Raw genomic sequence first — 24,988 nt, forward strand, 5'->3', positions numbered from 1 at the left:
GGTTTTCCGACCGGACGGCGGGATCCGGCCCCCGGCGCGACGCCGTCACAGGGGCGTGTGCAGGCAAGCGGTGACATCGGCGTACGGCCGTTCGGGCGACAGCGGACACCGCACAAAGCGGGCGCCGCCCGGTCGTGGTGAGGTCGACCGCGCGGCGCAGGGGGCGTAGCAGGCGTGGGCCCGGGGAGCCGGGGTGTCCACGCCGTTCGACGTCAGCAGCGGTGCCCGGGTCCCGGGGCGGCGGACGCGTCGCCGCCGTCGATCAAGGTGTCGAGCAGCCCGCCGAACACCTGGCGCTGCTCATCGGTCAAAGGGGCGAGGATCTCCTCCGCGGCGGACCTGCGCGCACCGCGCAGCTCGCGCAGCGCCTTTCGGCCGTCGTCCGTGAGCTCGATCCGGATCACCCGCCGGTTGGTGGGATCGGGCATCCGGCGCACCTTGCCGCTCCGCTCCAGGCCGTCGACCAGCGTGGTCACCGCGCGCGGCACCACCTCCAGGCGCTCCGCGAGATCCGCCATGCGGGGCGGAGAGCCGAAGTGCGCGAGGGTGCGCAGCAGCCGGGACTGGGCGGGTGTGATGCCCAGGTCGCTTCGCTCCAGGTGGCGCTTCTGGATGCGGTGGACCCGGCGGGTGAGCCGCAGCAACTGCTCCGCGAGCAGGCCGTCGGGATCGGGGGCGGTCATGCGGGAACCATATCAGGACCTCGTTCATTGTGAGTATAGGTAACAATGAGCTAGGATCCGTGAATCGTCGGCCCATCGACTCAGCAGCTGCCGGCGTGCCGTCCGCAGCGTCGCCCGCCCCTGGGCGGCCGCTGCCTCACCCCCGTAGGAGCCCATGCATCCCGACCGATCCACCACGTGGACCCCTTCCTCCGGCGGCTCGCCGGAGCAGCCGCGGCAGGTGCGCCGCATCCTGAAGCTCTTCAAGCCGTACGGCGGCCGCCTCGCGATAGTCGGGCTGCTGGTCGGCGCCTCCTCGCTGGTCTCCGTCGCCACGCCCTTCCTGCTGAAGGAGATCCTGGACGTCGCGATCCCGCAGGGCCGCACCGGTCTGCTGAGCCTGCTCGCGCTCGGCATGATCCTGAGCGCCGTGGTCACGAGCGTCTTCGGTGTGCTGCAGACCCTGATCTCCACGACGGTCGGCCAGCGCGTCATGCACGACCTGCGCACCGCCGTCTACGGCCGGCTCCAGCGCATGTCGCTCGCCTTCTTCACCCGCACCCGGACGGGTGAGGTCCAGTCCCGCATCGCCAACGACATCGGAGGCATGCAGGCGACGGTCACCTCCACCGTCACCTCCCTGGTCTCCAATCTCACCAGCGTGGTCGCCACCGTCGTCGCGATGGTGGCCCTCGACTGGCGGCTCACCGTCGTCTCACTGCTCCTGCTGCCGCTGTTCGTCTGGATCAGCCGCCGCGTCGGCAACGAACGCAAGAAGATCGCCACCCAGCGCCAGAAGCAGATGGCAGCGATGGCCGCCACCGTCACCGAGTCGCTCTCCGTCAGCGGCATCCTTCTCGGGCGCACGATGGGCCGCGCCGACTCGCTCACACGGTCGTTCGAGAAGGAGTCCGAGAGTCTCGTCGGCCTCGAGGTGAAGTCCAACATGGCGGGCCGCTGGCGGATGGCCGTCATCACGATCGTCATGGCCGCCATGCCCGCGGTCATCTACTGGACCGCGGGCATGGCGCTCCAGCTCGGTGGACCGTCCATCTCGATCGGCACGCTCGTCGCGTTCGTCTCGCTGCAGCAGGGTCTGTTCCGGCCGACCGTCGGCCTGTTGTCCACCGGGGTGCAGCTCCAGACCTCGCTCGCACTCTTCCAGCGCATCTTCGAGTACCTCGACCTGCCCATCGACATCACCGAACCCGACGATCCGGTCCGGCTGGACCGGATCAAGGGCGAGATCCGTTTCGAGGACGTCGAGTTCCACTACGACGACAAGAGCGGGTCCATCCTCGAGGGCGTCGACATCACCGTGCCCGCGGGCGGCAGCCTCGCCGTGGTCGGCCCGACCGGCGCCGGGAAGTCCACCCTCGGCTATCTCGTGCCACGGCTGTACGACGTGACCGGCGGGCGTGTCACCCTCGACGGCGTCGACGTGCGCGACCTGGACTTCGACACGCTCGCCCGCGCGGTCGGCGTCGTCTCCCAGGAGACGTATCTCTTCCACGCCTCCGTCGCCGACAACCTGCGCTTCGCCAAGCCGGACGCCACCGACGAGGAGCTGTACGCGGCGGCGAAGGCGGCACAGATCCACGACCACATCGCGTCGCTGCCGGACGGCTACGACACGGTGGTCGGCGAGCGAGGGCACCGCTTCTCGGGCGGCGAGAAGCAGCGGCTCGCGATCGCCCGCACCATCCTGCGCGACCCGCCGGTCCTCATCCTCGACGAGGCGACCAGCGCACTCGACACACGGACGGAGCACGCGGTCCAGGAGGCCATCGACGCGCTGTCGGCCAACCGCACGACGCTCACCATCGCCCACCGGCTGTCCACCGTCCGGGGCGCCGACCAGATCGTCGTCCTCGACTCGGGGCGCACGGTCGAACGGGGCACGCACGAGGAGCTGCTGGAGTCGGACGGGCGGTACGCGGCCCTGGTCCGCCGGGACGCCCGACTGGAGTCGACCAGATGACGATATGCCGGATTTATGGCTTCTGCGGGATTACGGTGCCCGCATGCAGACGAACACGCCGCCACGGAGGCGCAGGCGACTGACGCGCCGGGGGCTTGTCGCCGTCGTCGTGATCGGAACCATGGCCATGGCCACCGCGGTGGTGGTGCTGCTGATCCTGCGCGGTGAGCAGAAGCCCCGTGCCCCCCTCGTGATCCCGGAGGGCTGGCGCGCCGGGCAGGTCTACGCGGCCGTCGACAGGGCCCTCGGGCTGCCGCCGGGTGCCACGAAGAAGTCCCTGGCCAAGGCTCGTCTCAGGCTGCCGCGCGACGCGCGCGGCAATCCCGAGGGCTACCTCTTCCCGGCGACCTATCCGGTGGACGGGACATCGACTCCCCAGTCGCTGCTGCGGTACATGGTGGACACCGCGAACAAGCGGTTCGGGCTCCGTACGATCGCCGCGGGCCCCCAGCGCCGGGCGATGAGCCTCCATCAGACCGTCACCGTCGCGAGCATCGTGCAGTCCGAGGCGGCGACCGAGGCGGACATGGGCAAGGTGGCCCGGGTGATCTTCAACCGTCTGGAGCGCGGCATGCCGCTGCAGATGGACTCCACCCTCAACTACGCGATGAACCGCTTCACCCTGACCACCACGAGGGACGACACGGAGATCGACAGCCCCTACAACTCCTACCGGCACAGGGGCCTGCCGCCGACCCCCATCGCCAATCCCGGTGAGGACGCCATGCGTGCCGCACTCAACCCGCCACCGGGCGACTGGCTGTACTTCGTCACCGTGAAGCCGGGCGACACGCGGTTCACGGCGAGCTACGACGAGCAGCAGCGCAACGTCGCCGAGTTCAACCGGCTGCGCGGCGGCGGCCCCGCATCCCCCTGAGCGGAGGGGACCGGCGTAATCCCCCGACTCGGACGTCCCAACGGGCCGCCCGCACCGCCGCGCCTCATGCCGCGGCGGCCGGTACCCCCGCCAGCAGCCGCCCGATGTCCCGTACGGCCGCGCGGCCCGCCCGGTTGGCGCCGATCGTGCTGGCCGACGGGCCGTACCCGACCAGATGGATCCGCGGATCGGACACCACCCGTGTTCCCTCGACCCGGATGCCGCCGCCCGGCGTGCGCAACCGCAGAGGCGCGAGATGGCCGATCGCGGCGCGGAAGCCGGTCGCCCAAAGGATCACATCCGCGTCCACATGCCGTCCGCCGGACCACTCCACGCCATTGGGCACGATCCGGTCGAACATCGGCTGCCGGTCCAGGACCCCGTCCGCGACCGCCCGCCGGACAGCGTCGCTCAGCGGCAGCCCGGTCACCGACACCACGCTCCGCGGCGGCAGGCCCTGCCGCACCCGCTCCTCCACGAGCGCCACGGCCGCCCGCCCCACCTCCTCGGTGAACGGGCCCTCGCGGAACACCGGCGGACGCCGCGTCACCCATGTGGTCGCGGCGGCGTACGGGGCGATCTCCATCAGGTGCTGGGTGCCGGACGCGCCGCCACCGACGACGACCACTCGCTGTCCCGCGAAAGCGCCGGGACCCGGGTACCGGGCCGTGTGCAGCTGCCGCCCCCGGAAGGTCTCCTGCCCCGGGTACCGCGGCCAGAACGGCCGGTCCCAGGTGCCCGTGGCGTTGATCAGCGCCCGCGTCGACCACGTCCCGGCGGTCGTCTCCACGAGCAGCCGCCCCCCGGTGCCCTCGCGCACGGCGCGGACGTCGACCGGCCGCCGTACGCGCAGGCCGAAGGCGCGCTCGTACGCGGCGAAGTACTCGGCGACGACCTCGGACGACGGCCGTGCCGGATCGGCGTCCGCCAGTTCCATGCCCGGCAGCGCGTACATCCCGTGCACCTTGCCGTACGTCAGGGAGGGCCAGCGGAACTGCCAGGCACCGCCCGGACCGGGGGAGTGGTCCAGCACCACGAAGTCGTGGTCCGGCACGAATCCGGTGCGTCGCAGGTGGTAGGCACTGGACAGCCCGGCCTGCCCGGCACCTATGACGGCCACGTCGACGTCGCGCGCTCCGGTGGTGTTCACGTCTCCGGCAACCGTGCCGCGGTCGCGGATCTTCCCCGGCGTCCGGCGCCCGTTCGTACGACCGGAGCGAACGCCCCCGCGCCGGGAGGGTGGACGCGCCACGCCGGCGGGGCGGACGGGCCGTCGGCCGGTGGGAAGACGGGCGCATGGGCCAGGATGGAGGCATGCCCGATGCCTTCAGCACCCGCGTTCTCCATGTCGCCTCCGGATCCTCGGAGACGGTCGTCGACCTGACCCATGACTGTGCGGCCTTCGTCCGGGAGGCGGCCGGCGGCCGTGACGGCCTTCTGAACGTCTTCGTGCCGCACGCCACGGCCGGCGTGGCGATCATCGAGACGGGTTCCGGCAGCGACGACGACCTCCTCGCGACGCTCCACACGCTGCTCCCGGCGGACGGCCGCTGGCAGCACCGCCATGGAAGCCCGGGCCATGGCCGCGACCACGTTCTTCCGGCCCTCGTTCCGCCGCACGCGACGCTGCCGGTCATCGGCGGCCGGCTGGAACTGGGGACATGGCAGTCGGTGTGCCTGGTGGACACCAATAAGGACAATGTCGACCGACAGGTTCGACTGAGCTTCCTGGGCTGACCACGAGCCTCCTGGGGGTGGCGGCGGAATCTCCGTACCCTCCGTGCCGGAGACGCCCAGGCCGGCGGGCCGGCGAGGCCGACTGGACCGCGGCAGGACCAGGTGCCGGCCCGGAGGACGACGTGGCGGATCGCCGCTGTGCGTCCTCGTGGGTGGGAAGCCCAGCCGACCGGTCATCCGGTCTTGCGGAGGTGGACCGGCAGGGCCTGGTAGTCGTTGCCGACGAACGAGGACTGGGGCTGCAACTGCTCCGGGGCGACGGCGAGACCGAGGTCGGGGAAGCGGGCGAAGAGCGCGGCGAGCGCGGTCTGCGCCTCCAGCTTGCCGAGCGGGGCACCGAGGCAGTAGTGGACTCCGTAGCCGAAGGCGAGGTGGTTCTTGTCGGCACGGTCGATGTCGAAGCGTTCCCGGTCCCGGTGGATGCCCGGGTCCCGCCCGTGGGCCCCGTAGCCGATGATGATCGGCTCACCCTTGTGGATCGTGACCCCGTCGCCCAGGTCGATGTCGGCCGTGGCGTAGCGCAGCGGCAGGTGCATGAGCGGAGGGTGGAGGCGCACGCTCTCCTCGAGGACGTCCGGCCAGCGCTCGGGGTCCCTCAGGACGGCGGCGAGCTGCTCGGGGTGCGTGAGCAGGGCACACACGGTGTGGTCGATCAGGGAGACGCTGGTCTCGCTGCCCGCGGCGATCATCAGGAGCAGGGTGCTGACGAGTTCCTCCTCGCTGAGACGGTCCCCGTCGTGCTCACGGGCGGCGATGAGGGCACTGGTCATATCGTCGCCCGGAGTCTCGCGCTTGTACGCGACCAGGGTGCGCATCGCCTCGTACACCCCGTTGCGAGTGGCATGGGCCTGCTCCATGTCGGCGGTGGTGTCGAGCATCGCGTCGACCGAGGCCAGCATGGCCGGGCGCTGGTCCTCCGGAACGCCGAAGAGGTCGCAGATCAGGCGGGTGGGCAACCGGTAGGAGTAGGAGGCGCGCAGGTCCACCGGCACGCCGGCCGGCTGGGCCTCGAGGTCGTCGAGGAGTTCGGCGGCGATCTTCTCGATCTTCGGGCGCAGGGCCTTGATGCGTCCCGGTGAGAAGGCCTGACCGACCAGTCCGCGCAGGCGTTTGTGGTCGTCCCCGTCGGAGGTGAACATGTTGACCACGTCGGCCCAGGGGGTCAGCCAGGGTATCGCGCCGGGCTCGTAGCCGGGCCAGGACTTGCGGGCGTCCTTGGAGACGTGAGGGTGGGTGACCAGCTTCTTGATGAGATCACCGCGGGTGACGGACCAGGCGACGACGTTCTCCGGGAGCAGGACACGGACGCCGGGGCCGGCCTCGCGGAGCCGGTCCGTCAGCGCGTGGAGCTCGTTTCCGCCCTTGCTGTGGAATCTCACGGGGGGGCTGGCGCCGGTCAACCTGTGCCTCCTGTCGGTGCGGCAGCGAGGGGTGGTGCCTCCGTTGCCGGGGTGGAACATGGCGTGCATGCCCGCAGGCATGGGCGCAGCGGCTGCGTCGGCCGGGGTTGGCCCTTGGCGTGATCAAGCCGATGTCCCGCAGGAGAACAAGGATATTTCACGCCATGCGGGAGGCGTCATTGTGGCCTGGGTCACGTACGTCGCCCGACTCGTGGAGCTGCGCACGGCAAGACGGCATGGCCGTGCGGTCGTGCCAGGATCGGCCGTCGGGCTCGGTCCGCCCGGGCCCAGGAGGGGCCTCCAGGTGGTCGGCCCTGTTCCGGGGGCCTGGAAGGCCAGGCCGCAGCGGTGCGGTCGGCGGTGATCGTGCGATTCCCGGCCGGGCCCGCGGGGCGGGCCCCGACCTGCGTCACGGTCCCGCAACAGGAAGCAGGGGGACTCGATTCGCCTTCCGGGTCCGGCGCTGGGGTGCCCGGCCTGCTGCACCGCCCGGTCCCGTGCGGGGTGGGCGGTGCAGCAGGTGATGTGCAGGTGCCGGGTGGCGTGCTCCAGGAACGCAAGTGCGTACGGACTTCTGCCCGGCTCGGTGTCGGTACGGAAAAGACCGGCCGCGATGAGACCCTCGGCCTGCTGGTGAGGAACTCGTGCCACGTCGGACCGATCCGGCAGGGCCGGATCGATGGCTGCGGCATCGGGGATCTGCCAGACCGTGGGGCTCACCGGGCCCTTGTGTCACCGTGCCTTGTTGCGACGCTCGAGGAGCCGCCACAGCATCGGCGTGAAGATCAGCTGCATCGCCAGATCCATCTTCCCGCCGGGACAGACGATGGTGTTCGGGCGTGACATGAACGAGTCGTGCAGCATCGAGAGCAGGTAGGGGAAGTCGATGCCGCGCGGGTCGGCGAAGCGGATGACGAGCATGGACTCGTCCGGTGTCGGGATCGTCCTTGCGATGAACGGGTTCGACGTGTCGACCACCGGCACGCGCTGGAAGTTCACATGGGTCCGGGAGAACTGCGGGCACATGTAGTTCACGTAGTCGTGCATCCGGCGGAGGATGGTCTCCGTCACGGCCTCGGTGGAGTAGCCGCGCTTCGACTTGTCCCTGTGCAGCTTCTGAATCCACTCGAGGTTGATGACCGGCACGACGCCGACCAGCAGATCGGCGTGCTGCGCGACGTCGACCTTGCCGGTGGCCACCGCGCCGTGCAGACCTTCGTAGAAGAGCAGGTCCGTGTCACCTGGAAGGTCTTCCCACGGGGTGAACGTCCCGGGCTCCTGCCCGTACGGCGCCGCCTCTTCCGCGTTGTGGAGGTACTTCCGCACGCGTCCGGTGCCCGTCTCGCCGTAGAGCCGGAACAGCTCCTCCAGTTCCGCGAACAGGTTGGCCTCGGGGCCGAAGTGGCTGTAGGTGTGGTCACCCTCGGCAAAGGCCTTGGCCATCTCATCCTTCATGGCCATGCGGTCGTAGCGGTGGAAGCTGTCACCTTCCACGAAGGCTGCGTTGACCCCCTCCCGGCGGAAGATCTGCTCGAAGGTGCGCATCACGGAGGTGGTGCCGGCACCGGAGGATCCGGTGATGGCGACGACTGGGTGCTTGGCGGACATGACTCTTCCTTCAGATGGCGTTGAACAGGCCGCGCTCGCCGTACAACGGGTTCCAGCGCCCGATCGACTCGCTGGTCTCGTCGGCCGGCTCTGCGTGGTAGCGGGCGATTCGCTCGACCTCCTCACGGCTGCCGAATATGAACCCGATCCGCTGGTGGATACCGGTGGGCTTCACCTCGAGGACCCGCTCCCGGCCGGTCGTCGCCAGGCCGCCCGCCTGCTCGATCAGGAACGCGATGGGGTTCGCCTCGTAGAGCAACCGGAGTCGGCCTTCCTTCGCGGGGTCCTTGGTGTCCCGCGGGTACATGAACACTCCCCCGCGGGTGAGGATGCGGTGCGCCTCGGCCACCAGGGAGGCCACCCAGCGCATATTGAAGTCCTTCTCGCGAGGACCGGACGTGCCCTGCAGACACTCGTCGATGTATCGGCTGATGGCCGGCTCCCAGAAGCGCCGGTTGGACGCGTTCACGGCGAATTCCGCGGTGGCCTCCGGCAGCCTGATGTCCTGGCGGGTCAGGAAGAATTCACCGAGGTTGGTGTCCAGGGTGAAGGCATGTACGCCGGTTCCCAGCGTGAGCACCAGGATGGTCGACGGACCGTAGATCGCATACCCCGCAGCCACCTGCTCCGTACCGGGCTGCAGGAAGTCCTCGGGCTGAGCGGCCTCGCCGGGGACGGACGCCCGGAGGATCGAGAAGATGCTGCCCACCGAGAGGTTGACGTCGATGTTGGACGAGCCGTCCAGCGGGTCGAACGTCAGCAGGTACTTGCCCCTCGGATACTCGGGCGGGATCGGATACGGCTCCTCCAACTCCTCGGAAGCCATGCCTGCGAGCTCCCCGCCCCACTCGTTGGTGCGCAGGAAGATGTTGTTCGCCACGACGTCGAGCTTCTGCTGCGCCTCGCCCTGGACGTTGACGGCACCCGCCTTGCCGATCAGGTCGGTGAGCGCACCCGACGCGATTCGCCGGGAGATCGCCTTGCACGCCAGTGCGACGTCCAGGATCAGCGAGTTGAGCTCTCCGCTCGAATTGGGGTGACGTCGACGTTCCTCGATGAGGAACTGGGTCAGCGTCGAGCGTTCCGTCAACATCTCATCACTTCCTCACCGTCGTCTGTCGGGGCGTGCCGTGAGCACATCAGCGACACCGATGAGGCGCATCCCCCCAACGGGTGGCCGGAGGGGGGTACGGTTCGGGGAGGACTGTCACCCTGAGTCTCCGGGCCGGTACCGCGGGGCCAAGCCTGCCGGATCCGGAGTCGCAGTCGGCGCTTGACCCGGCGGCGGGTGGGCGCCGACCCGGGCTACGTAGTCGTTGGTCGTGGCGAGGTCCTCGGTGATCAGTGCGCCGCCCTGGCCGGGGAACCGCCTGGTGCCGGCGTCCACCCACAGAGCACGATGCCGCCGATGGACTCCGGCAGTTCTTCGGCGGTCACCGGCAGTCCGCACGGGCGCGATGCGTGACGTCGCTGGCGGGGATCCCCTCCGTCCCGAGCCGGGTCGGCATCGTCCTGACCGGCTCGTCGGCGGCCGCCCGGTCGCCGCGGTAGCCGTTGGTCATCCGCTGCGCGGTCTCGGTGAGGGCGGGCCGGCCGGTGCGAAGGGCGGTCGTCGTGCCGGGGTGATGTGATCCGGAGCACGGCGGGTACTCACCCCTTCTGGCGGGACCGGGTGTGAAATGCCGCCTCACCCACCTGCTCGGGGTCGCACACGTGCTGCAGGAACAGGCGTGTCGCGGCTGTGGGCTCCGACGCGGTGCACAGGTGCCACGGGCGCTCGAGCGGTGTCCCGGGGACGGAGTAGGTCGCCAGGTCGCCGCCGGCCAGCTGCGGGCGGGCGGCCTCTTCGTGCACCAGGGTGACCCCGAGCCCTTGGCGGGCGGCCGCGACGGCTGCGCCGGCCGTGCCCAGGGTGAGCAGCGGCGGCGCTGCCTCCAGCCCGCTGAGCAGGGACAGTGCCGTGTCGCGCGTGCCCGAGCCGAGGGCGGTCAGCAGCCAGGTCGTCGTCAGCGGGTCGTCCCGCAGGCCGGGCCGGCCGACGAGGACCAACCGGTTCGGGCGCTGTGCCCTGGTCACCAGGCCGGATCCCCGCGGCGGGCGGCCGGCGAGCACCACGTCGACGGCATGGTCCGCCGCGAGTGAGAACAGCTCGTCCCGGGGCAGCACCGACAGCGAGAGCTCGACGTGCGGATGCGTCCGTGCGAACGACGCGATCAGCGGTGGCAGCACGTACTCGCCGGCTGTCGCGACGGCACCGATCCGCACGCGGCCCCGGTCGGCGTCGTGCACCGCGCCCGCCGCCTCGACGAGCAGGCCCAGCAGCCTGCGGACGTACCCGGCGAAGGTCTCCCCGGCGTCGGTGGGCACGATGCCGCGACCTGCCTTGCCGAACAGCGTCGTGCCGAGCGCGGACTCCAGGGCCGCGATGGCGGCCGAGACCGCGGGCGGCGTCACGTGCAGTGCCTCGGCGGCTGCCCGCACGCTGCCGGTCTCGTAGACCGCCATGAAGGTCTGCAGCCGGGCCCAGGTGGCCGCCGCCGGCAGGTCGTTCGTCGCCATAGTTAAACGATCCCTTATGAATCGACAGAGAAGTCTCAATTCTAATTGATTGCTTTGTGTTGGAGACTTGTCTCACTTCACAGGGAGGGCCGGAAGGCGAGCAGCGATGGCGACCAGGGAGGAGGGCGGCGCAGGGCATCGTCATGGAGCGGGAGATGCTCAGCACCCGAAGGAAGAACGCCGGACCTGACGGCATCCGCGCCCGTCGTGACCGTGCCTGGCGGGTGGCTGCGGATCGGCCCCTCTGCGGAGTACGCGTACGCAGGGTGTGCGGTTGAGCACGTTCGCGAAGACGCCAGCGGGCCCCGAGCCCGTCGGTAGGCACCACTGGTCCCGCCACAAGAGGTGCCTCAGTTCACTCTCATCCGATTACAGGGGACGAATCAATGGATCAGTCCGCACGTTATGCCGACCTGTCCCTCAACGAAGAGGACCTGATCAAGGCCGGCCGTCACATCCTGGTCGCCTACAAGATGAAGCCCAAGGCCGGGCACGGCTATCTCGCGGCCGCCGCGCACTTCGCCGCAGAGTCCTCCACCGGCACCAACGTCGAGGTGTCCACCACCGATGACTTCACCAGAGGCGTCGACGCGCTGGTCTACCACATCGACGAGGCCACCGAAGACATGCGGATCGCCTATCCGCTGGAGCTCTTCGACCGCAACGTCACCGACGGACGCATGATGATCGTGTCCTTCCTGACCCTGGCGATCGGCAACAACCAGGGCATGGGCGACATCGAGTACGGCAAGATGATCGACTTCTACGTGCCCGACGAGGCCATCAACCAGTTCGACTTCCCGGCCACCAACATCGAGGACATGTGGCGCATCCTCGGCCGCCCGGTCAAGGACGGCGGCTATGTCGCCGGCACCATCATCAAGCCCAAGCTGGGCCTGCGGCCCGAGCCGTTCGCCAAAGCGGCCTACCAGTTCTGGCTCGGTGGTGACTTCATCAAGAACGACGAGCCCCAGGGCAACCAGACGTTCGCGCCGATGAAGAAGACCATTCCGCTGGTGTACGACGCCATGAAGCGCGCCATGGACGAGACCGGCGAGGCCAAGCTGTTCTCGATGAACATCACCGCCGACGACCACTACGAGATGCTCGCCCGCGCCGAGTTCGGCCTGGAGACCTTCGGACCGGACGCCGACAAGCTGGCCTTCCTGGTCGACGGCTACGTGGGCGGTCCCGGCATGATCACCACTGCCCGCCGCAACTTCCCGAACCAGTTCCTGCACTACCACCGGGCCGGCCACGGCGCCGTCACCTCGCCCAGCGCGAACCGCGGCTACTCCGCCTTCGTGCTGGCCAAGATGGCCCGCCTGCAGGGTGCCTCCGGCATCCACGTCGGCACGATGGGCTACGGCAAGATGGAAGGCGAGCACGACGACAAGAACATCGCCTACATGATCGAGCGCGACGAGTGCCAGGGGCCGGTCTACTACCAGAAGTGGCACGGCCGGAAGGGCACCACCCCGATCATCTCGGGTGGCATGAACGCCCTGCGCCTGATCGGCTTCTTCGAGAACCTGGGCCACGGCAACGTGATCAACACCGCCGGCGGCGGGGCCTACGGCCACATCGACTCCCCGGCGGCCGGCGCCACCTCGCTGCGTCAGGCCTACGAGTGCTGGAAGTCCGGGGCCGACCCGATCGAGTTCGCCAAGGAGAACAAGGAGTTCGCCCGAGCGTTCGAGTCCTTCCCGGGTGACGCCGACCTGCTGTTCCCCGGCTGGCGCGACAAGCTGGGCGTGCACAAGTAAGCACGGCGGAGGGCCGAGCACCCTCAAGGCGTTGGCCCCGTACGGGGCGGGGCCGACGCTCCCAAGGACCCGACCCCGCTGATCGGAAAGAGTCATGAGCGACAAGAAGGACCAATACCTCGTCCAGTGGGAGCCGTACTACCAGCCCCAGGACAATGAGGTGGCGCTGTTCGAAGCCGCCTATGCCGCGCGCCTGCCGGTGATGGTCAAGGGGCCGACCGGCTGCGGCAAGTCGCGCTTCGTCGAGTACATGGCCTGGAAGCTGGGCAAGCCGCTCATCACCGTGGCCTGCAACGAGGACATGACCGCCTCGGACCTCGTCGGCCGCTATCTGCTCGACGCGAACGGCACTCGATGGCTGGACGGTCCGCTCACCGTCGCCGCCCGCATCGGCGCCATCTGCTACCTCGACGAGATAGTCGAGGCGCGCCAGGACACCACTGTGGTGATCCACCCGCTCACCGACCACCGCCGGGTCCTGCCGCTGGACAAGAAGGGCGAGCTCATCACCGCCCACTCCGATTTCCAGCTGGTCGTTTCCTACAACCCCGGTTACCAGTCGCTCATGAAGGACCTGAAGCAGTCCACCAAGCAGCGCTTCACCGGCTTCGACTTCGACTACCCGGAGGCGGACCTGGAGGCCCGAGTTCTCGTCCGCGAGACAGGACTGGACGCCGACACCGCAGCCCAGCTCGTCAAGGTCGGCCGTATCGCCCGCAATCTGAAGGGCCACGGCCTCGACGAAGGGATCTCGACGCGCCTCCTGGTCTATGCCGCCATCCTGATCAAGGAGGGAGTGGCCGCCCGCGACGCCTGCCGGATGGCCCTGGTGCGGCCCATCACCGACGACGCCGACATCCGCGCGACGCTGGACCACGCCATCGACGCGACGTTCGCGTGATGCGCTCCGCCGGCCCGACTCCCAGGTTGCGCAATGACTGAGACAGACGACCAGCAGCTCCTCGCTCAGGAATACCGGGCCCTCCTGGACACCCGTTTCCCGGAGGTCGAGGCGGTGTTCGAGGCCGTCCTGAAAGAGGCCACGGCGCTGCTTTCGCGCGATGGCCTCTACGCGTACCTCGACGCTGCTCGCAGGATCGGCAAGCTTGGCCGTGGCGTAGAGCCGATGCTTGAGTTCCTCGAGGTATGGCCGCAGGTGGCCCGAGCGGTCGGCGAGGCGGCGCTCCCCGACGTGATGGCCGTCGTCATGGGCATGCAGCGCTCACCCAACGGCCCTGCCATCGCCCCCTTCCTGGGGACCCTCGCGGCCGTTGCCACACGGCTGCACACGCGCGAGCAGCTCGGAAACTACCTCGAACTGTGCCTCGACCTGATGGAGCGCACCACCGTCTCCATCCACGGCCACCACACGACGATCGAGAGTCCGAGCCTGCCGACCTTCCTCGACCAGGCACCGCATCTCCTCGACCAGCTCACTGTCGCCGGGCTCCGAGACTGGGTCGCATACGGCATCCGCCACTACGGCCACCACCCGGAACAGCAGCGCGAGTACTTCGCGCTCAAGTCGCCGGACAGCCGCGCCGTGCTCGCCCGCGAGCGCCATGGCACCCTCTTCGCCGACAACGAACGCCAACTCGACCTGTACCTGCGCGGCCTGTGGAACGACAGCGAACAGCTCGTTCCCTATTCCACGGCCTACCACGAGCTGCGCAAACCGGTGCCCTACTTCGACAAGCTGGGGATGCGGGTGCCGGACGCGTACGAGGATGCTGGCGACATCCCCGGCATCGACCGGTACCGCGCCACGCTGGCCCACATGGCCGGCCACCGGCGCTGGACCGAGGCGCAGACCGCCGACAACTGGAGCCCGTTCCAGCGGATGGCGGTGGAGTTCTTCGAGGACGCCCGCATCGACACCCTGCTCTGCCGCGAGTATCCCGGATTGCGGCGCGTGTTCCTCGCTCTCCACCCACAGCCGGTCGAAGGCGCCTGCGACCCGCAGACCATGTCCTGCCTGCGCCATCGACTGGCCGTGTTGTCCCGCGCGTTCATCGACCCCGACCACGGCTACACCGACCCGCTCGTGCTCGAGTTCACCGACCGTTTCCACGGCGCCCTGTCCGGCGGCGAGGGAAGCACCGTGGCCATGGCCGACCTCGCTCTGGAGTACGTCGCCAGGAGCCGGCGCCAGAGCGATCAGCTCGCCAAGGTCTGGTTCGAGGGCACCGTGGTGGACTACCGCGACGACAACCGCCACATGTGGCGATTCATCGAGGAAGCCGACGAGGAAGAGTCGTTCGAGCGCGAGCCGGCGACGGAGCCGGACAGGGAGATCAACGGCCTTCCACCGCGCCACTATCCCGAATGGGACTACAACACCCTCACCTACCGGCCCGATTGGGTGACTGTCCACGAGGGCCTGCACCCTTCCGGTAAGGCCGCCGACATCGAGAGCCTGCTGCTCAAGCATGCTGCCCTGGCCAAGCGTCTGAAGCGCCTGCTGGACTTGCTGAAGCCGCAGGAGAAGGTGCGCATCCGGTACCAGGAAGAAGGCAGTGAGCTGGACCTCGATGTCGCCCTGCGTTCGCTGATCGACTTCAAGAGCGGCTCGACCCCGGATCCGCGCGTCAACATGAGCCACCGGACGGACGGCCGTGACATCGCCGTACTGCTCCTCCTCGACCTGTCGGAGTCGCTGAACGAGAAGGTGCCCGGCGCCGATCAGACCGTTCTGGAACTCTCCCAGGAGGCCGTGTCGCTGCTCGCCTGGGCGATCGAGCAACTGGGTGACCCCTTCGCCATCGGAGGCTTCCACTCGAACACCCGCCACCAGGTGCGCTATCTGCACATGAAGGGCTTTTCCGAGCACTGGGACGACGATGTGAAGGCGCGGATCGCCGCCATGCAGGCCGGTTGGTCCACCCGTCTGGGCGCCGCCATGCGCCATGCCGCCCACTACCTGTCCGGCCGCGAGGCCGACAAGAAGCTGATGCTGATCCTCACGGACGGTGAACCCGCCGACATCGACGTGCAGGACGAGCGCATGCTCATCGAGGACGCGCGCCGAGCCGTCACCGAACTCGACCGCGACGGCGTCTTCACCTACTGCATCAGCCTCGACGCTCATGCCGACGAGTACGTGTCCGACATATTCGGGCAGCGTTACACAGTGGTCGACAACATCGCCCGACTACCCGAAAAGCTGCCCGAGCTGTTCATGGCCCTCACGAAGTGAGGGTACGAGCACACGTTCCGGGTCGTGGTGAGACGTGAGGAACCTCCGGGCCGGACGCCGGTGAGGTACGGCAATCCCGGCCGTCCGGTTCGCCTGTCGCTCTTCTGCGGCCATCGGTCGGCCCGGTACTCCGGGAACCGGCCCGGCGGGACGGGCGGAAGTGACTTCAGGTCGGCTTGCGCCACACGGAGATGTGTTTTGCGGAGTTCTGGGTGAACGGCGCCCCGTCCCAGTCCGCGACACGCCGTTCCAGCCTGAGCCCCGCGATCCGCGCCATCAGGTCGAGCTCCGCCGGCCAGGCGTACCGGTGCCGGGAGGCGCCACGGCGGTAGCGGCCGTCGTCGCCGTCGCGGGTGAGGTGGTGCGAGACGAGCACCTGCTCGACCAGGTCGAAGGTGTCGAAGCCGAGATGCCGCTCGGAGACGTCGAACGGCACCGCGACCTGCCCGGGTGGCAGGAACCGCAGCGGCGGCACGTTCAGTTCGATCACGAAGCGACCCCCGGACGTCAGATGACGCGCGGCGTTGCGGAAGCACTCGACCTGCTCGTCCTGGGTGAGCAGGTTGGTGATGGTGTTGTACACGAGGTAGACCAGGGTGAACTCACCCGGTACGGCGGTCGTGGCCATGTCCCCGATGACGACCGGAAGCGTGTCCTCGTCGACCTTGCGCCGCAGGACCGCCGCCATGTGCTCGGACAGTTCGATGCCCGCCACCGGCACGCCGCGCTCCCGGAGCGGGACGCCCACCCTTCCGGTTCCGATGGCGAACTCCAGTGCCCGGCCGTCTCCGGCGAGTTCGGCCAGGAAGTCGACCGTCGGTCCGAGAACGGCGGCCGAGGACATCTCGGTCTCCTCGGCGTCGTAGCGGTCGGCGGTCGCACGGGTCCACAGCTCACTGCTCGTCACGGCTGGCCACTATGCCGGGCGTTGAGGGGCGCTGTCGCCCCGATTACCGGTCGCCGCCCCGAGGCGCGCGGTTCCTGCCAGGCGTCAGGCCGCAGCCCGCCCCGCACGGACAAGCCTTGCCCGAGGGCGAGCGTTCCGGCGGGGGTACTGATCACATCCAACTCCTCGATCTCACTGGCGGTGAGTCGCGTGAGGCCGAGAACCGCATGCGCCGCCACCTCGCCCGCATCCGCACCCTGTGGGCGGACGGACAAGCGGACGGACAAGCGGACGGCGGGGACCCCGAGTCCGCTCGGCTCGGCGGAGAGCGGCGGCAGGGCGACTGTCACCGCCCGCGGGCTGTCACACGGGTGTACGGGACACCCGCGCCCCCGGTGCGCCGGGGCGCCCGACGTCCGCCGCAGGCGTCCGCCCGGCGGTGCTCAGTGCCCGGGTGCCCCCGCGCGCAGTCCGTCCATGACGAGGTCCAGGAGCCGGGTGACGCGCGGCCGCCAGTCGCTGCGGGGATCGATCTGCCACAGGCCGGCGATGGCGAGGATGAAGTCGTCCGCGGTGACGCCCGGGCGTATGGTGCCGGCCTCCTCGTTGGCGCGGAGCAGGAGTTCGGCCGCGGCGGTCACCGGCGCGTGCCCCGGTTTCGCCTGTGCTCCCGGCGCACCGGTGACCAGCCGGATCGCATCCGCCAGGCCGGCCTTCGCCATGGCGAACTCGGCGAGGCGGTCCATCCACTCGCGCAGGGCCCGGTCGGGCTCCAGGCAGGCCAGCAGCTGGGCCGCACTGTCGGCGACCTGCTGCATCTCGTGGCGGTAGATCTCGAGCACGAGCGCCTCACGGCTGGGGAAGTTGCGGTAGAAGGTGCCCTGCCCGACGCCCGCCTTCTTGGCGATCACGCTCAGTGGCGCGTCCGCGCACCGTGTCAGCTCGGTCAGCGCCACGGCCAGGATCCGCTCGCGGTTTCGCTGCGCATCCGAGCGCAAGGGCGCGCCCTTCTTCTGCTGCACTCGTCCTCCCTTCGGGCTCCTGGCCGAACCCGTTCTTGCTAACCGGACAGCTGTCCGTTAGGTTTTCCCGATAGCGGACAGCTGTCCGGTTAGGTCCACCATAAGGGCGGACGCGGCCGGCGTGGGCAGCCGGTGGCCGCCACCGTCGGCGTTCCTTCCCCGCATCCTGCATGTCTTCGACGCACCATCGCTACGCACAGCGCCATTTCCCTGTCTCCCGACTCGTCCGCCGGCCGGACCGTCCCCGCGATGTGTCCGGATACGCGAAAGAAGGCTGATCATGGCCCCATCGACGTCCAGCGCCATCACCCTGAACATCAACGGCGAGAAGTACACGCTGTCCGTCGACCACCGCACCACCCTGCTCGACGCCCTGCGCGAGCGACTCGATCTGACCGGTACCAAGAAGGGCTGCGACCAGGGGCAGTGCGGTGCCTGCACCGTCCTGGTCGACGGACGGCGGGCCGTGTCCTGCCTGCAGTTCGCCGTGGCGGCCGAGGGACGCGAGATCACCACCATCGAGGGCGTGGCCGAGGGCGACCGGCTGCATCCGGTCCAGCAGGCGTTCCTCGACCTCGACGGTTACCAGTGCGGCTACTGCACGCCGGGGCAGATCTGCTCGGCCGTCGCGGTGATCGGGGAACACGCGGCGGGCTGGCCGAGCGCCGTCACCGACGACGTCCGGCCCGAGGCGGGGCCGCCACCGTTGACCGCCGACGAGATCCGGGAGCGGATGAGCGGCAACCTGTGCCGCTGCGGCGCGTACGTGTCGATCGTCCGGGCGATCGAGCGGGCGGCCGCGGCGGCGTCGGAGACCGAGGAGGCCGTGGCATGAGGGAGTTCGACTACCGCAGGGCGTCCGACGTCGCCGGCGCGGTCGCGCTGCTGGGCGCCGACCCGGACGCACGCTTCCTCGGCGGCGGCACCAACCTCGTCGACCTGATGAAGAGCGGCGTGGAGCGGCCCGCCCGGCTCATCGACGTGCGCGAACTTCCCCTGGACCGGATCGAGCCGACACCGGACGGCGGGCTGCGCATCGGCGCGACCGTCACCAACAGCGATCTCGCCGCCCACCCCGATGTGCGCCGCCGCTACCCGGCGCTGACTCAGGCCGTGCTGGCCGGCGCCTCCGGGCAACTGCGCAACATGGCGACGGTCGGCGGGAACCTCCTCCAGCGCACCCGCTGCGGCTACTTCAGCGACGTGACCCAGCCGTGCAACAAGCGTGTCCCCGGCAGCGGTTGTCCCGCCGTCGAGGGCGAGCACCACAACCACGCGATCCTGGGCGCCTCCGACCACTGCGTGGCCGTCCACCCCTCGGACATGGGCGTGGCGCTGACGGCCTTCGACGCCGTCGTCTCGTACGAAACGGCCGACGGTCCGGGCGAGTTGCCGCTCGCCGAGTTCTACCTGCCCGTGGGCGGCACCCCGCACCTGGAGACCGCCCTTCCGGCCGGGGCGCTGATCACCGGCGTCGCCCTGCCGCCCGCCCCGGTCGCGGCCCGCTCGCGCTACCGGAAGGTGCGCGAACGCGCCTCGTACGCGTTCGCGATCGGCTCGCTCGCCGCCGCGCTGGACGTCCGGGACGGCGTCGTACGCGATGTGCGCCTGGCCCTGGGGGCGGTCGCGTCGCGGCCGTGGCGGGCCCGTACGGCCGAACGGATGCTGACCGGGGCACCGGCCGACGGCGAGACCTTCGCCGCCGCGGCGGACGCCGAACTGGCGGCGGCCAGGCCGCTGCCCCACAACGGATACAAGGTGACACTCATGCGCAACCTCATGGTGGCCGTGCTGACCGAACTCGCCGAGGAGGCCGCCCGATGACCACGGCCACGACCGGGACCGGAACGGCGAGGGGCTCGGTGGGCACCTCGCACACCCGTGTGGAGGGCCGCGACAAGGTCACCGGAGCGGCCCGCTACGCGGGCGAGGTCCCCTTCGCCGACCTCGCCCACGGCTGGCTGGTGCTCTCCACCGTCGCCCGCGGACGCATCCGCTCGATGGAGACCGGCACCGTCCTCGGCATGCCCGGGGTGCTCACCGTCCTGCACCACCAGAACGCCCCGCGCGTCGACATCGACCACGTCGGCGTCCTGGGGGTCCGGCCGGACCCGACCGCCGCCCTCTTCCAGCACGACCGGGTGCCGCACATGGGCTGGCCGGTGGCGCTGGTCGTCGCCGAGACGTCCGAGCAGGCCAGGGAGGCCGCTGAGGCGCTCGTGGTGCACTATGACGAGGAGCCGCACGACGTCGCGTTCTCGGCCGCGCACCCGGACAGCTACCCGGCGGACGGGTTCATGCCGGCGGTGACGGAGAAGGGCGACCTGGAGTCGGAACTCGCCGCGTCCGCGGTCGTCGTGGACGCGCGGTACACGACGCCGGAAGAGCACCACAGCATGATGGAGCCCCATGCGGCGACGGCCCACTGGGACGGCGGCCGGCTGGACGTCATCGACTCCAACCAGGGCAGCACATGGGTCGCGGACGAGCTCGTGAAGATGTTCTCGCTCGATCCCTCCTCGGTGCGGGTGCGGTCCGAGCACGTCGGCGGCGGCTTCGGCAGCAAGGGGCTGCGCGCCCACCAGGTGGCCGCGGTGATGGCCGCGACCGTGCTCCAGCGTCCGGTCCGGGTCGTCCTGACCCGCCGCCAGATGTTCTCGCTCGTCGGCTACCGCAGCCCCACGACCCAGCGGATCCGGCTCGGAGCCGACACCGGCGGGCGGCTGCGCGCGCTGGAGCACAGCTCGCTGAGCCTCACCTCCACCGTGCACGAGTTCGTCGAGCCGAGCGCCGGGGTGGCACGGGTGATGTACGACGCCGACGCCCACCACACGGCCAACCGGCTCGTACGGCTCGACGTGCCCACACCGACGTTCATGCGCGCGCCGGGGGAGGCGCCCGGGTCGTTCGCGCTGGAGGCGGCGCTCGACGAACTCGCCGAGCGGTGCGGCATCGACCCGATCGAGCTGCGCGCGCGCAACGAGCCCGAGCGGGGGCCCGTGTCCGGGCTGCCGTTCAGCGGCCGCAACCTGATGGCCTGTTTCCGGGAGGGTGCCCGCAGGTTCGGCTGGGCGGACCGGGATCCGCGTCCCGGCCTGCGCAGGGAAGGACGCTGGCTGCTCGGCACCGGCACGGCGGCGGCATCCTTCCCCTCCGGGGCCGCACCGTCCACGGCGACCGCGACGGCGGAGGCGGACGGCACCTTCACCGTGCGGATCGCCGCCTCCGACATCGGAACCGGGGCGCGGACCGCGCTCACCCTCGTCGCCGCCGACGCCCTCGGCGTGGCACCGGACCGCGTCCGCGTGCACATCGGCGACAGCGACTTCGGACCGGCGATGATCGCCGGCGGTTCCATGGGCACCCGCTCCTGGGCCTGGGCCGTCACGGCCGCGGCCGGCGAACTGCGCGAGCGGCTCTCCCCGGGCGCCGGCATCCCGCCCGAGGGCATCACGGTGCGGTCGGACACCTCCGCCGCCGTCCAGGCCCTCGCACAGAAGGAACGCCACTCCTTCGGAGCGCAGTTCGCCGAGGTCGCCGTGGACGTCACCACCGGCGAGGTGCGCATCCGCCGCATGCTCGGCATCTTCGCGGCGGGCCGGATCGTCAACCCGCTCACGGCGCGCAGCCAGTTCCTCGGCGGAATGACCTGGGGCATCTCCATGGCCCTGCACGAGGAGGCGGTCAGGGACCGCGCCTCCGGCGGCCATGTCGGCCCCGACCTCGCGGGCTACCACGTCGCCACGCACGCCGACGTACCGCTCATCGAGGCCGACTGGATCGACGACCCGGACCCGGACGACCCGGTCGGATTCAAGGGCATCGGGGAGATCGGCATCGTGGGCGCCGCGGCGGCCATCGCCAACGCGGTCTGGCACGCGACCGGCGTCCGCCACCGGAGCCTGCCGATCCGTCCGGACCGTGTCCTGCGGGCGGACGCGGAGGCACCGCATGCTTGACATCGCCGAGGAGCTGAGCCGCTGGGCCGACGAGGGCCGGGACTTCGCCGTCGCCACCGTCGTCTCCGTGGGCGGCAGCGCGCCGCGCGCTCCCGGCGCGGCCCTCGCCGTCGACGCGGCGGGCACGGTCATCGGCTCGGTCTCCGGGGGCTGTGTGGAAGGGGCGGTGTACGACCTGTGCGTCCAGGCGCTCCGGGACGGCGAGACCGTCCTGGAGCGGTTCGGCTACAGCGATGAGGACGCCTTCGCGGTCGGGCTGACTTGTGGCGGGATCATCGACGTCCTGATCACGCCGGTCCGGGCGGAAGCGCCCGTCCGGGCCGTGTTCCGCTCGGCGCTGTCGGCCGCCGTGCGGGGCGAGCCCGCGGCCCTCGCCCAGGTGGTCCGGGGCCCGGCCGGCCTTCTGGGCACGGCCCTGCTCGTGCGCCCCGACGGGTCGTGCGAAGGGGGTCTGGGAGGCCACGAGGAACTGGACCGGACGGCGGCGGCCGAGACCCGGGCCCTGCTCGACACCGGCCGCACCGGCACGGTCGCCCTCTCCGAGGACGGATCGCACTGCCCCGGCGGGCTCACGCTGTTCGTCGCGTCGAACGCGGCGCCGCCTCGCATGATCGTCTTCGGGGCGATCGACTTCGCGGCGGCGCTCGTGCGCGTGGGGAAGTTCCTCGGCTACCACGTGACCGTCTGCGACGCCCGCCCCGTCTTCGCCACGCGGGCCCGTTTCCCCGAGGCCGACGACATCGTGGTCGACTGGCCGCACCGCTATCTGCGGCGCACCGCGACCGACGGACGCACGGTCCTGTGCGTGCTCACCCACGACGCCAAGTTCGACGTGCCGCTGCTGAGGGAGGCCCTGCGGATGCCGGTCGCCTTCGTCGGCGCGATGGGCTCGCGCCGCACCCACCGGGACCGCGACCGGCGGCTGCGCGAGGCCGGCGTGAGCGAGCGGGAGCTGGCCCGGCTGAGGTCGCCGATCGGCCTCGACCTCGGCGCCCGTACGCCCGAGGAGACTGCTCTGTCCATCGCGGCGGAGATCGTCGCGCTGAGACGCGGAGGGACGGGCATGCCGCTCACCGGCTCCCGGACGCCGATCCACCGTGACCGCGACGAGACGGGCGCCGCCGTGGCGGCCTGAGGGGCAGTCGCCTCCCGGGCCGTGCCGTGATGCGCCTCCCTGGACGTGGCCGCCGGCCGCGGGGCCCGCCCGGGGTGTGCCGCGGCCAGGGGCTCGCCCGTTCCCCGGACTTCCGAGGCTCCGTACGCGGCGACGGGGCCGGACACCTGGTGTCCGGCCCCGCCCGCACCACCGCCTGCGCCGGCGCGGTGGCCGTCGTGTGCCCGCCGTCGGGCGGCCGCGGGCTCAGCCGGCGGTGTCGGTCCCGGTCGGCAGGGGCGGTTCCGCGGCGACGCGCGCCCACTCCTCGTCGGTGAGGATGCGGGACCGGAGCAGGAAGCGCACCCCCTCGGGGGCTTCGAGGGAGAAGCCGCCGCCCCGGCCCGGGACCACGTCGACGGTGAGGTGGGTGTGCCGCCAGTACGCGTACTGGTCGGCACTCATCCAGAACGGCGTGTCCCCGGCGACGTGTCCGAGCAGGACGTCGGCGCCGCCCACCCGGAACTCGCCGCGCGGGTAGCACATGGGCGCGCTGCCGTCGCAGCAGCCTCCGGACTGGTGGAACATCACCGGTCCGTGACGGGCCGTCAGCCTCCGCAGCAGCTCCTCGGCGGCGGCGGTCAGCTCGACCCGCGTCACCCGCGTGCCCATCAGAAGAATCCGAGCTTCTGCTCCGAGTAGCTGACCAGGAGGTTCTTGGTCTGCTGGTAGTGGTCGAGCATCATCTTGTGCGTCTCGCGGCCGATGCCGGAGCCCTTGTAGCCGCCGAAGGCGGCGTGCGCCGGGTAGGCGTGGTAGCAGTTGGTCCACACACGGCCGGCCTTGATCTCGCGGCCGAGCCGGTAGGCGAGGTTGCCGTTGCGGCTCCACACGCCGGCGCCGAGGCCGTAGAGGGTGTCGTTCGCGATCTTCGCGGCCTCTTCGGGGGAGTCGAAGGTGGTGACCGAGACGACCGGGCCGAAGATCTCCTCCTGGAAGATCCGCATGTCGTTGGTGCCCTTGAACACGGTCGGCTCGATGTAGTAGCCGCCCTCCAGGCCGGGGACACCGCGCCGCGAGCCGCCGGTGAGCAGTTCGGCGCCCTCCTGCTTGCCGATGTCGATGTAGGAGAGGATCTTCTCGAACTGGTCGTTGCTGGCCTGGGCGCCGATCATGGTCTCCGGGTCGAGCGGGTTGCCGCCCTTGATGGCCCGGGTGCGCTCCAGCGCGCGGGACATGAACTCGTCGTAGATCGAGGAGGCGATCAGGGCCCGGGAGGGACAGGTGCACACCTCGCCCTGGTTGACCGCGAACATCACGAAGCCCTCGACGGCCTTGTCCAGGTAGGCGTCGTCCGCGTCCATGACGTCGGGCAGGAAGATGTTCGGGCTCTTGCCGCCCAGCTCCAGGGTGACCGGGATGATGTTCTCGGACGCGTACTGCATGATCAGCCGGCCGGTGGTGGTCTCACCGGTGAAGGCGATCTTGGCGATGCGCGGGCTGGAGGCCAGCGGCTTGCCGGCCTCGACGCCGAAGCCGTTGACGACGTTGAGCACGCCGGGCGGCAGCAGGTCGGCGATCAGCTCCATGACCACCAGGAGGCTGACCGGGGTCTGCTCGGCCGGCTTGATGACCACGCAGTTGCCCGCCGCGAGGGCCGGGGCGAGCTTCCACGCGGCCATCAGGATCGGGAAGTTCCACGGGATGATCTGGCCGACCACGCCCAGCGGCTCGTGGAAGTGGTAGGCGACGGTGTCCGCGTCGATCTCGCCGACGGTGCCCTCCTGGCTGCGCACCACGCCCGCGAAATAGCGGAAGTGGTCGACGGCGAGCGGGATGTCGACGTTGAGGGTCTCGCGGATCGGCTTGCCGTTCTCCCAGGTCTCCGCGACGGCGATCTTCTCGAGGTTCTCCTCGATGCGGTCCGCGATCCGGTTGAGGATGTTGGCCCGCTCCGTGACGGAGGTGCGGCCCCAGCGGTCGGCCGCGGCGTGGGCGGCGTCCAGGGCCAGTTCGATGTCGGCGGCGGACGAACGGGCGACCTCGCAGAACACCTTGCCGTCCACCGGCGACGGGTTCTCGAAGTACTGGCCCTCGACGGGGGCGACCCAGTCGCCGCCGATGAAGTTGTCGTAGCGGCGGGCGAAGCTGACGACGCTGCCTTCTGTTCCGGGCTGCGCGTACACCATGGCGGCTCTCCTCGGTGGATGGCGAGTGGGGGAGGACGGCGGGCGGGGCCGCC

At 70.4% G+C, this 24,988-nt stretch carries 21 protein-coding genes; 10 read left to right on the forward strand and 11 right to left on the reverse strand.

What is annotated here, in order from left to right; all coding sequences use genetic code 11:
• Nucleotides 1-212: 212 nt before the first annotated feature.
• The gene (locus ACZ79I_RS36645; protein ID WP_471503588.1) at nucleotides 213-683 is read right to left on the reverse strand and encodes a MarR family winged helix-turn-helix transcriptional regulator; all 471 of its coding nucleotides are present in this window, start codon (nucleotides 681-683) and stop codon (nucleotides 213-215) included.
• A 154-nt stretch (nucleotides 684-837) separates the two neighbouring features.
• Between ACZ79I_RS36645 and ACZ79I_RS36650 the strand changes: the two genes are divergently transcribed.
• Together ACZ79I_RS36650 and mltG are read left to right on the forward strand one after the other, a co-directional pair.
• The gene (locus ACZ79I_RS36650; RefSeq protein ID WP_471503590.1) at nucleotides 838-2,643 is read left to right on the forward strand and encodes an ABC transporter ATP-binding protein; all 1,806 of its coding nucleotides are present in this window, start codon (nucleotides 838-840) and stop codon (nucleotides 2,641-2,643) included.
• A 43-nt stretch (nucleotides 2,644-2,686) separates the two neighbouring features.
• Nucleotides 2,687-3,520, forward strand: coding sequence for an endolytic transglycosylase MltG (mltG, locus tag ACZ79I_RS36655; RefSeq protein ID WP_471503592.1), 834 nt, complete (start codon nucleotides 2,687-2,689; stop codon nucleotides 3,518-3,520).
• Nucleotides 3,521-3,584: 64 nt separating this feature from the next.
• On the opposite strand, the gene ACZ79I_RS36660 is transcribed toward mltG, so the two are convergent.
• Nucleotides 3,585-4,670, reverse strand: a complete 1,086-nt coding sequence (locus ACZ79I_RS36660) for an NAD(P)-binding domain-containing protein (protein ID WP_471503594.1) — start codon at nucleotides 4,668-4,670, stop codon at nucleotides 3,585-3,587.
• Nucleotides 4,671-4,834: 164 nt separating this feature from the next.
• Here ACZ79I_RS36660 and ACZ79I_RS36665 point away from each other — a divergent pair, with 164 nt between their 5' ends.
• Entirely contained in the window at nucleotides 4,835-5,257 is a 423-nt protein-coding gene (locus ACZ79I_RS36665) for a secondary thiamine-phosphate synthase enzyme YjbQ (protein ID WP_471503596.1), read from the forward strand.
• A 173-nt stretch (nucleotides 5,258-5,430) separates the two neighbouring features.
• Here the strand turns inward: ACZ79I_RS36665 and ACZ79I_RS36670 are convergent, their stop codons facing one another.
• From ACZ79I_RS36670 to ACZ79I_RS36690, 5 genes are all read right to left on the reverse strand, one after another.
• Complete coding sequence (locus ACZ79I_RS36670) at nucleotides 5,431-6,636, reverse strand: cytochrome P450 family protein (protein ID WP_471503598.1); 1,206 nt, start codon at nucleotides 6,634-6,636, stop codon at nucleotides 5,431-5,433.
• Nucleotides 6,637-7,389: 753 nt separating this feature from the next.
• Nucleotides 7,390-8,265 carry a phosphoribulokinase gene (locus tag ACZ79I_RS36675; protein ID WP_471503600.1) on the reverse strand — a complete coding sequence of 292 codons (876 nt, stop codon included), beginning with the start codon at nucleotides 8,263-8,265 and terminating at the stop codon, nucleotides 7,390-7,392.
• Between the two features lie 10 nt (nucleotides 8,266-8,275).
• The gene (locus ACZ79I_RS36680; RefSeq protein WP_471503602.1) at nucleotides 8,276-9,358 is read right to left on the reverse strand and encodes a class 1 fructose-bisphosphatase; all 1,083 of its coding nucleotides are present in this window, start codon (nucleotides 9,356-9,358) and stop codon (nucleotides 8,276-8,278) included.
• A 340-nt stretch (nucleotides 9,359-9,698) separates the two neighbouring features.
• A complete protein-coding gene (locus ACZ79I_RS36685) occupies nucleotides 9,699-9,827 on the reverse strand; it encodes a hypothetical protein (protein WP_471503604.1) in 129 nt (42 codons plus the stop codon).
• A gap of 88 nt (nucleotides 9,828-9,915) precedes the next feature.
• Entirely contained in the window at nucleotides 9,916-10,824 is a 909-nt protein-coding gene (locus tag ACZ79I_RS36690) for a LysR family transcriptional regulator (protein ID WP_471503606.1), read from the reverse strand.
• 386 nt (nucleotides 10,825-11,210) lie between these two features.
• Here ACZ79I_RS36690 and ACZ79I_RS36695 point away from each other — a divergent pair, with 386 nt between their 5' ends.
• The 3 genes from ACZ79I_RS36695 (at nucleotide 11,211) to ACZ79I_RS36705 (ending at nucleotide 15,786) form a co-directional block, all read left to right on the forward strand.
• On the forward strand, nucleotides 11,211-12,590 hold the full coding sequence (locus ACZ79I_RS36695) for a ribulose-bisphosphate carboxylase (RefSeq protein WP_471503608.1): 1,380 nt from the start codon (nucleotides 11,211-11,213) through the stop codon (nucleotides 12,588-12,590).
• Nucleotides 12,591-12,684: 94 nt separating this feature from the next.
• Complete coding sequence (locus tag ACZ79I_RS36700) at nucleotides 12,685-13,491, forward strand: CbbQ/NirQ/NorQ domain-containing protein (protein ID WP_471503610.1); 807 nt, start codon at nucleotides 12,685-12,687, stop codon at nucleotides 13,489-13,491.
• Between the two features lie 33 nt (nucleotides 13,492-13,524).
• Entirely contained in the window at nucleotides 13,525-15,786 is a 2,262-nt protein-coding gene (locus tag ACZ79I_RS36705) for a nitric oxide reductase activation protein NorD (RefSeq protein WP_471503612.1), read from the forward strand.
• A 166-nt stretch (nucleotides 15,787-15,952) separates the two neighbouring features.
• On the opposite strand, the gene ACZ79I_RS36710 is transcribed toward ACZ79I_RS36705, so the two are convergent.
• Nucleotides 15,953-16,693, reverse strand: coding sequence for a class I SAM-dependent DNA methyltransferase (locus tag ACZ79I_RS36710; RefSeq protein ID WP_471503614.1), 741 nt, complete (start codon nucleotides 16,691-16,693; stop codon nucleotides 15,953-15,955).
• Between the two features lie 422 nt (nucleotides 16,694-17,115).
• A complete protein-coding gene (locus ACZ79I_RS36715; protein ID WP_471503616.1) occupies nucleotides 17,116-17,694 on the reverse strand; it encodes a TetR/AcrR family transcriptional regulator in 579 nt (192 codons plus the stop codon).
• Between the two features lie 280 nt (nucleotides 17,695-17,974).
• On the opposite strand from ACZ79I_RS36715, the gene ACZ79I_RS36720 reads away from it, so the two are divergent.
• The 4 genes from ACZ79I_RS36720 to ACZ79I_RS36735 are packed head-to-tail and all read left to right on the forward strand — an operon-like array spanning nucleotide 17,975 to nucleotide 22,788.
• On the forward strand, nucleotides 17,975-18,529 hold the full coding sequence (locus ACZ79I_RS36720; protein ID WP_471503618.1) for a 2Fe-2S iron-sulfur cluster-binding protein: 555 nt from the start codon (nucleotides 17,975-17,977) through the stop codon (nucleotides 18,527-18,529).
• Entirely contained in the window at nucleotides 18,526-19,518 is a 993-nt protein-coding gene (locus tag ACZ79I_RS36725) for an FAD binding domain-containing protein (RefSeq protein WP_471503620.1), read from the forward strand. Before ACZ79I_RS36720 ends, ACZ79I_RS36725 begins: the two co-directional genes overlap by 4 nt.
• Nucleotides 19,515-21,653, forward strand: coding sequence for a xanthine dehydrogenase family protein molybdopterin-binding subunit (locus tag ACZ79I_RS36730; RefSeq protein WP_471503622.1), 2,139 nt, complete (start codon nucleotides 19,515-19,517; stop codon nucleotides 21,651-21,653). Before ACZ79I_RS36725 ends, ACZ79I_RS36730 begins: the two co-directional genes overlap by 4 nt.
• On the forward strand, nucleotides 21,646-22,788 hold the full coding sequence (locus ACZ79I_RS36735) for an XdhC family protein (protein WP_471503624.1): 1,143 nt from the start codon (nucleotides 21,646-21,648) through the stop codon (nucleotides 22,786-22,788). The genes ACZ79I_RS36730 and ACZ79I_RS36735 overlap by 8 nt, the downstream gene beginning before the upstream one ends.
• A gap of 225 nt (nucleotides 22,789-23,013) precedes the next feature.
• On the opposite strand, the gene ACZ79I_RS36740 is transcribed toward ACZ79I_RS36735, so the two are convergent.
• Together ACZ79I_RS36740 and exaC are read right to left on the reverse strand one after the other, a co-directional pair.
• Nucleotides 23,014-23,418: a DUF779 domain-containing protein gene (locus ACZ79I_RS36740; RefSeq protein WP_471503626.1), complete on the reverse strand. Its 405-nt coding sequence runs from the start codon at nucleotides 23,416-23,418 to the stop codon at nucleotides 23,014-23,016.
• The gene (gene exaC / locus ACZ79I_RS36745; RefSeq protein ID WP_471503628.1) at nucleotides 23,418-24,935 is read right to left on the reverse strand and encodes an acetaldehyde dehydrogenase ExaC; all 1,518 of its coding nucleotides are present in this window, start codon (nucleotides 24,933-24,935) and stop codon (nucleotides 23,418-23,420) included. The genes ACZ79I_RS36740 and exaC overlap by 1 nt, the downstream gene beginning before the upstream one ends.
• Nucleotides 24,936-24,988 lie beyond the last annotated feature (53 nt).

The sequence above is a fragment of the Streptomyces sp. PSU-S4-23 genome (assembly GCF_055632315.1).

Coding starts and splice junctions, on each gene's coding strand:
- ACZ79I_RS36645 (WP_471503588.1), bottom strand. CDS start 683: ATGACCGCCCCCGATCCCGACGGCCTGCTCGCGGAGCAGTTGCTGCGG.
- ACZ79I_RS36690 (WP_471503606.1), bottom strand. CDS start 10,824: ATGGCGACGAACGACCTGCCGGCGGCGGCCACCTGGGCCCGGCTGCAG.
- ACZ79I_RS36680 (WP_471503602.1), bottom strand. CDS start 9,358: ATGTTGACGGAACGCTCGACGCTGACCCAGTTCCTCATCGAGGAACGT.
- ACZ79I_RS36725 (WP_471503620.1), top strand. CDS start 18,526: ATGAGGGAGTTCGACTACCGCAGGGCGTCCGACGTCGCCGGCGCGGTC.
- mltG (WP_471503592.1), top strand. CDS start 2,687: ATGCAGACGAACACGCCGCCACGGAGGCGCAGGCGACTGACGCGCCGG.
- ACZ79I_RS36735 (WP_471503624.1), top strand. CDS start 21,646: ATGCTTGACATCGCCGAGGAGCTGAGCCGCTGGGCCGACGAGGGCCGG.
- ACZ79I_RS36665 (WP_471503596.1), top strand. CDS start 4,835: ATGCCCGATGCCTTCAGCACCCGCGTTCTCCATGTCGCCTCCGGATCC.
- ACZ79I_RS36695 (WP_471503608.1), top strand. CDS start 11,211: ATGGATCAGTCCGCACGTTATGCCGACCTGTCCCTCAACGAAGAGGAC.
- ACZ79I_RS36700 (WP_471503610.1), top strand. CDS start 12,685: ATGAGCGACAAGAAGGACCAATACCTCGTCCAGTGGGAGCCGTACTAC.
- ACZ79I_RS36685 (WP_471503604.1), bottom strand. CDS start 9,827: ATGACCAACGGCTACCGCGGCGACCGGGCGGCCGCCGACGAGCCGGTC.
- ACZ79I_RS36650 (WP_471503590.1), top strand. CDS start 838: ATGCATCCCGACCGATCCACCACGTGGACCCCTTCCTCCGGCGGCTCG.
- ACZ79I_RS36740 (WP_471503626.1), bottom strand. CDS start 23,418: ATGGGCACGCGGGTGACGCGGGTCGAGCTGACCGCCGCCGCCGAGGAG.
- ACZ79I_RS36720 (WP_471503618.1), top strand. CDS start 17,975: ATGGCCCCATCGACGTCCAGCGCCATCACCCTGAACATCAACGGCGAG.
- ACZ79I_RS36705 (WP_471503612.1), top strand. CDS start 13,525: ATGACTGAGACAGACGACCAGCAGCTCCTCGCTCAGGAATACCGGGCC.
- ACZ79I_RS36675 (WP_471503600.1), bottom strand. CDS start 8,265: ATGTCCGCCAAGCACCCAGTCGTCGCCATCACCGGATCCTCCGGTGCC.
- ACZ79I_RS36730 (WP_471503622.1), top strand. CDS start 19,515: ATGACCACGGCCACGACCGGGACCGGAACGGCGAGGGGCTCGGTGGGC.
- exaC (WP_471503628.1), bottom strand. CDS start 24,935: ATGGTGTACGCGCAGCCCGGAACAGAAGGCAGCGTCGTCAGCTTCGCC.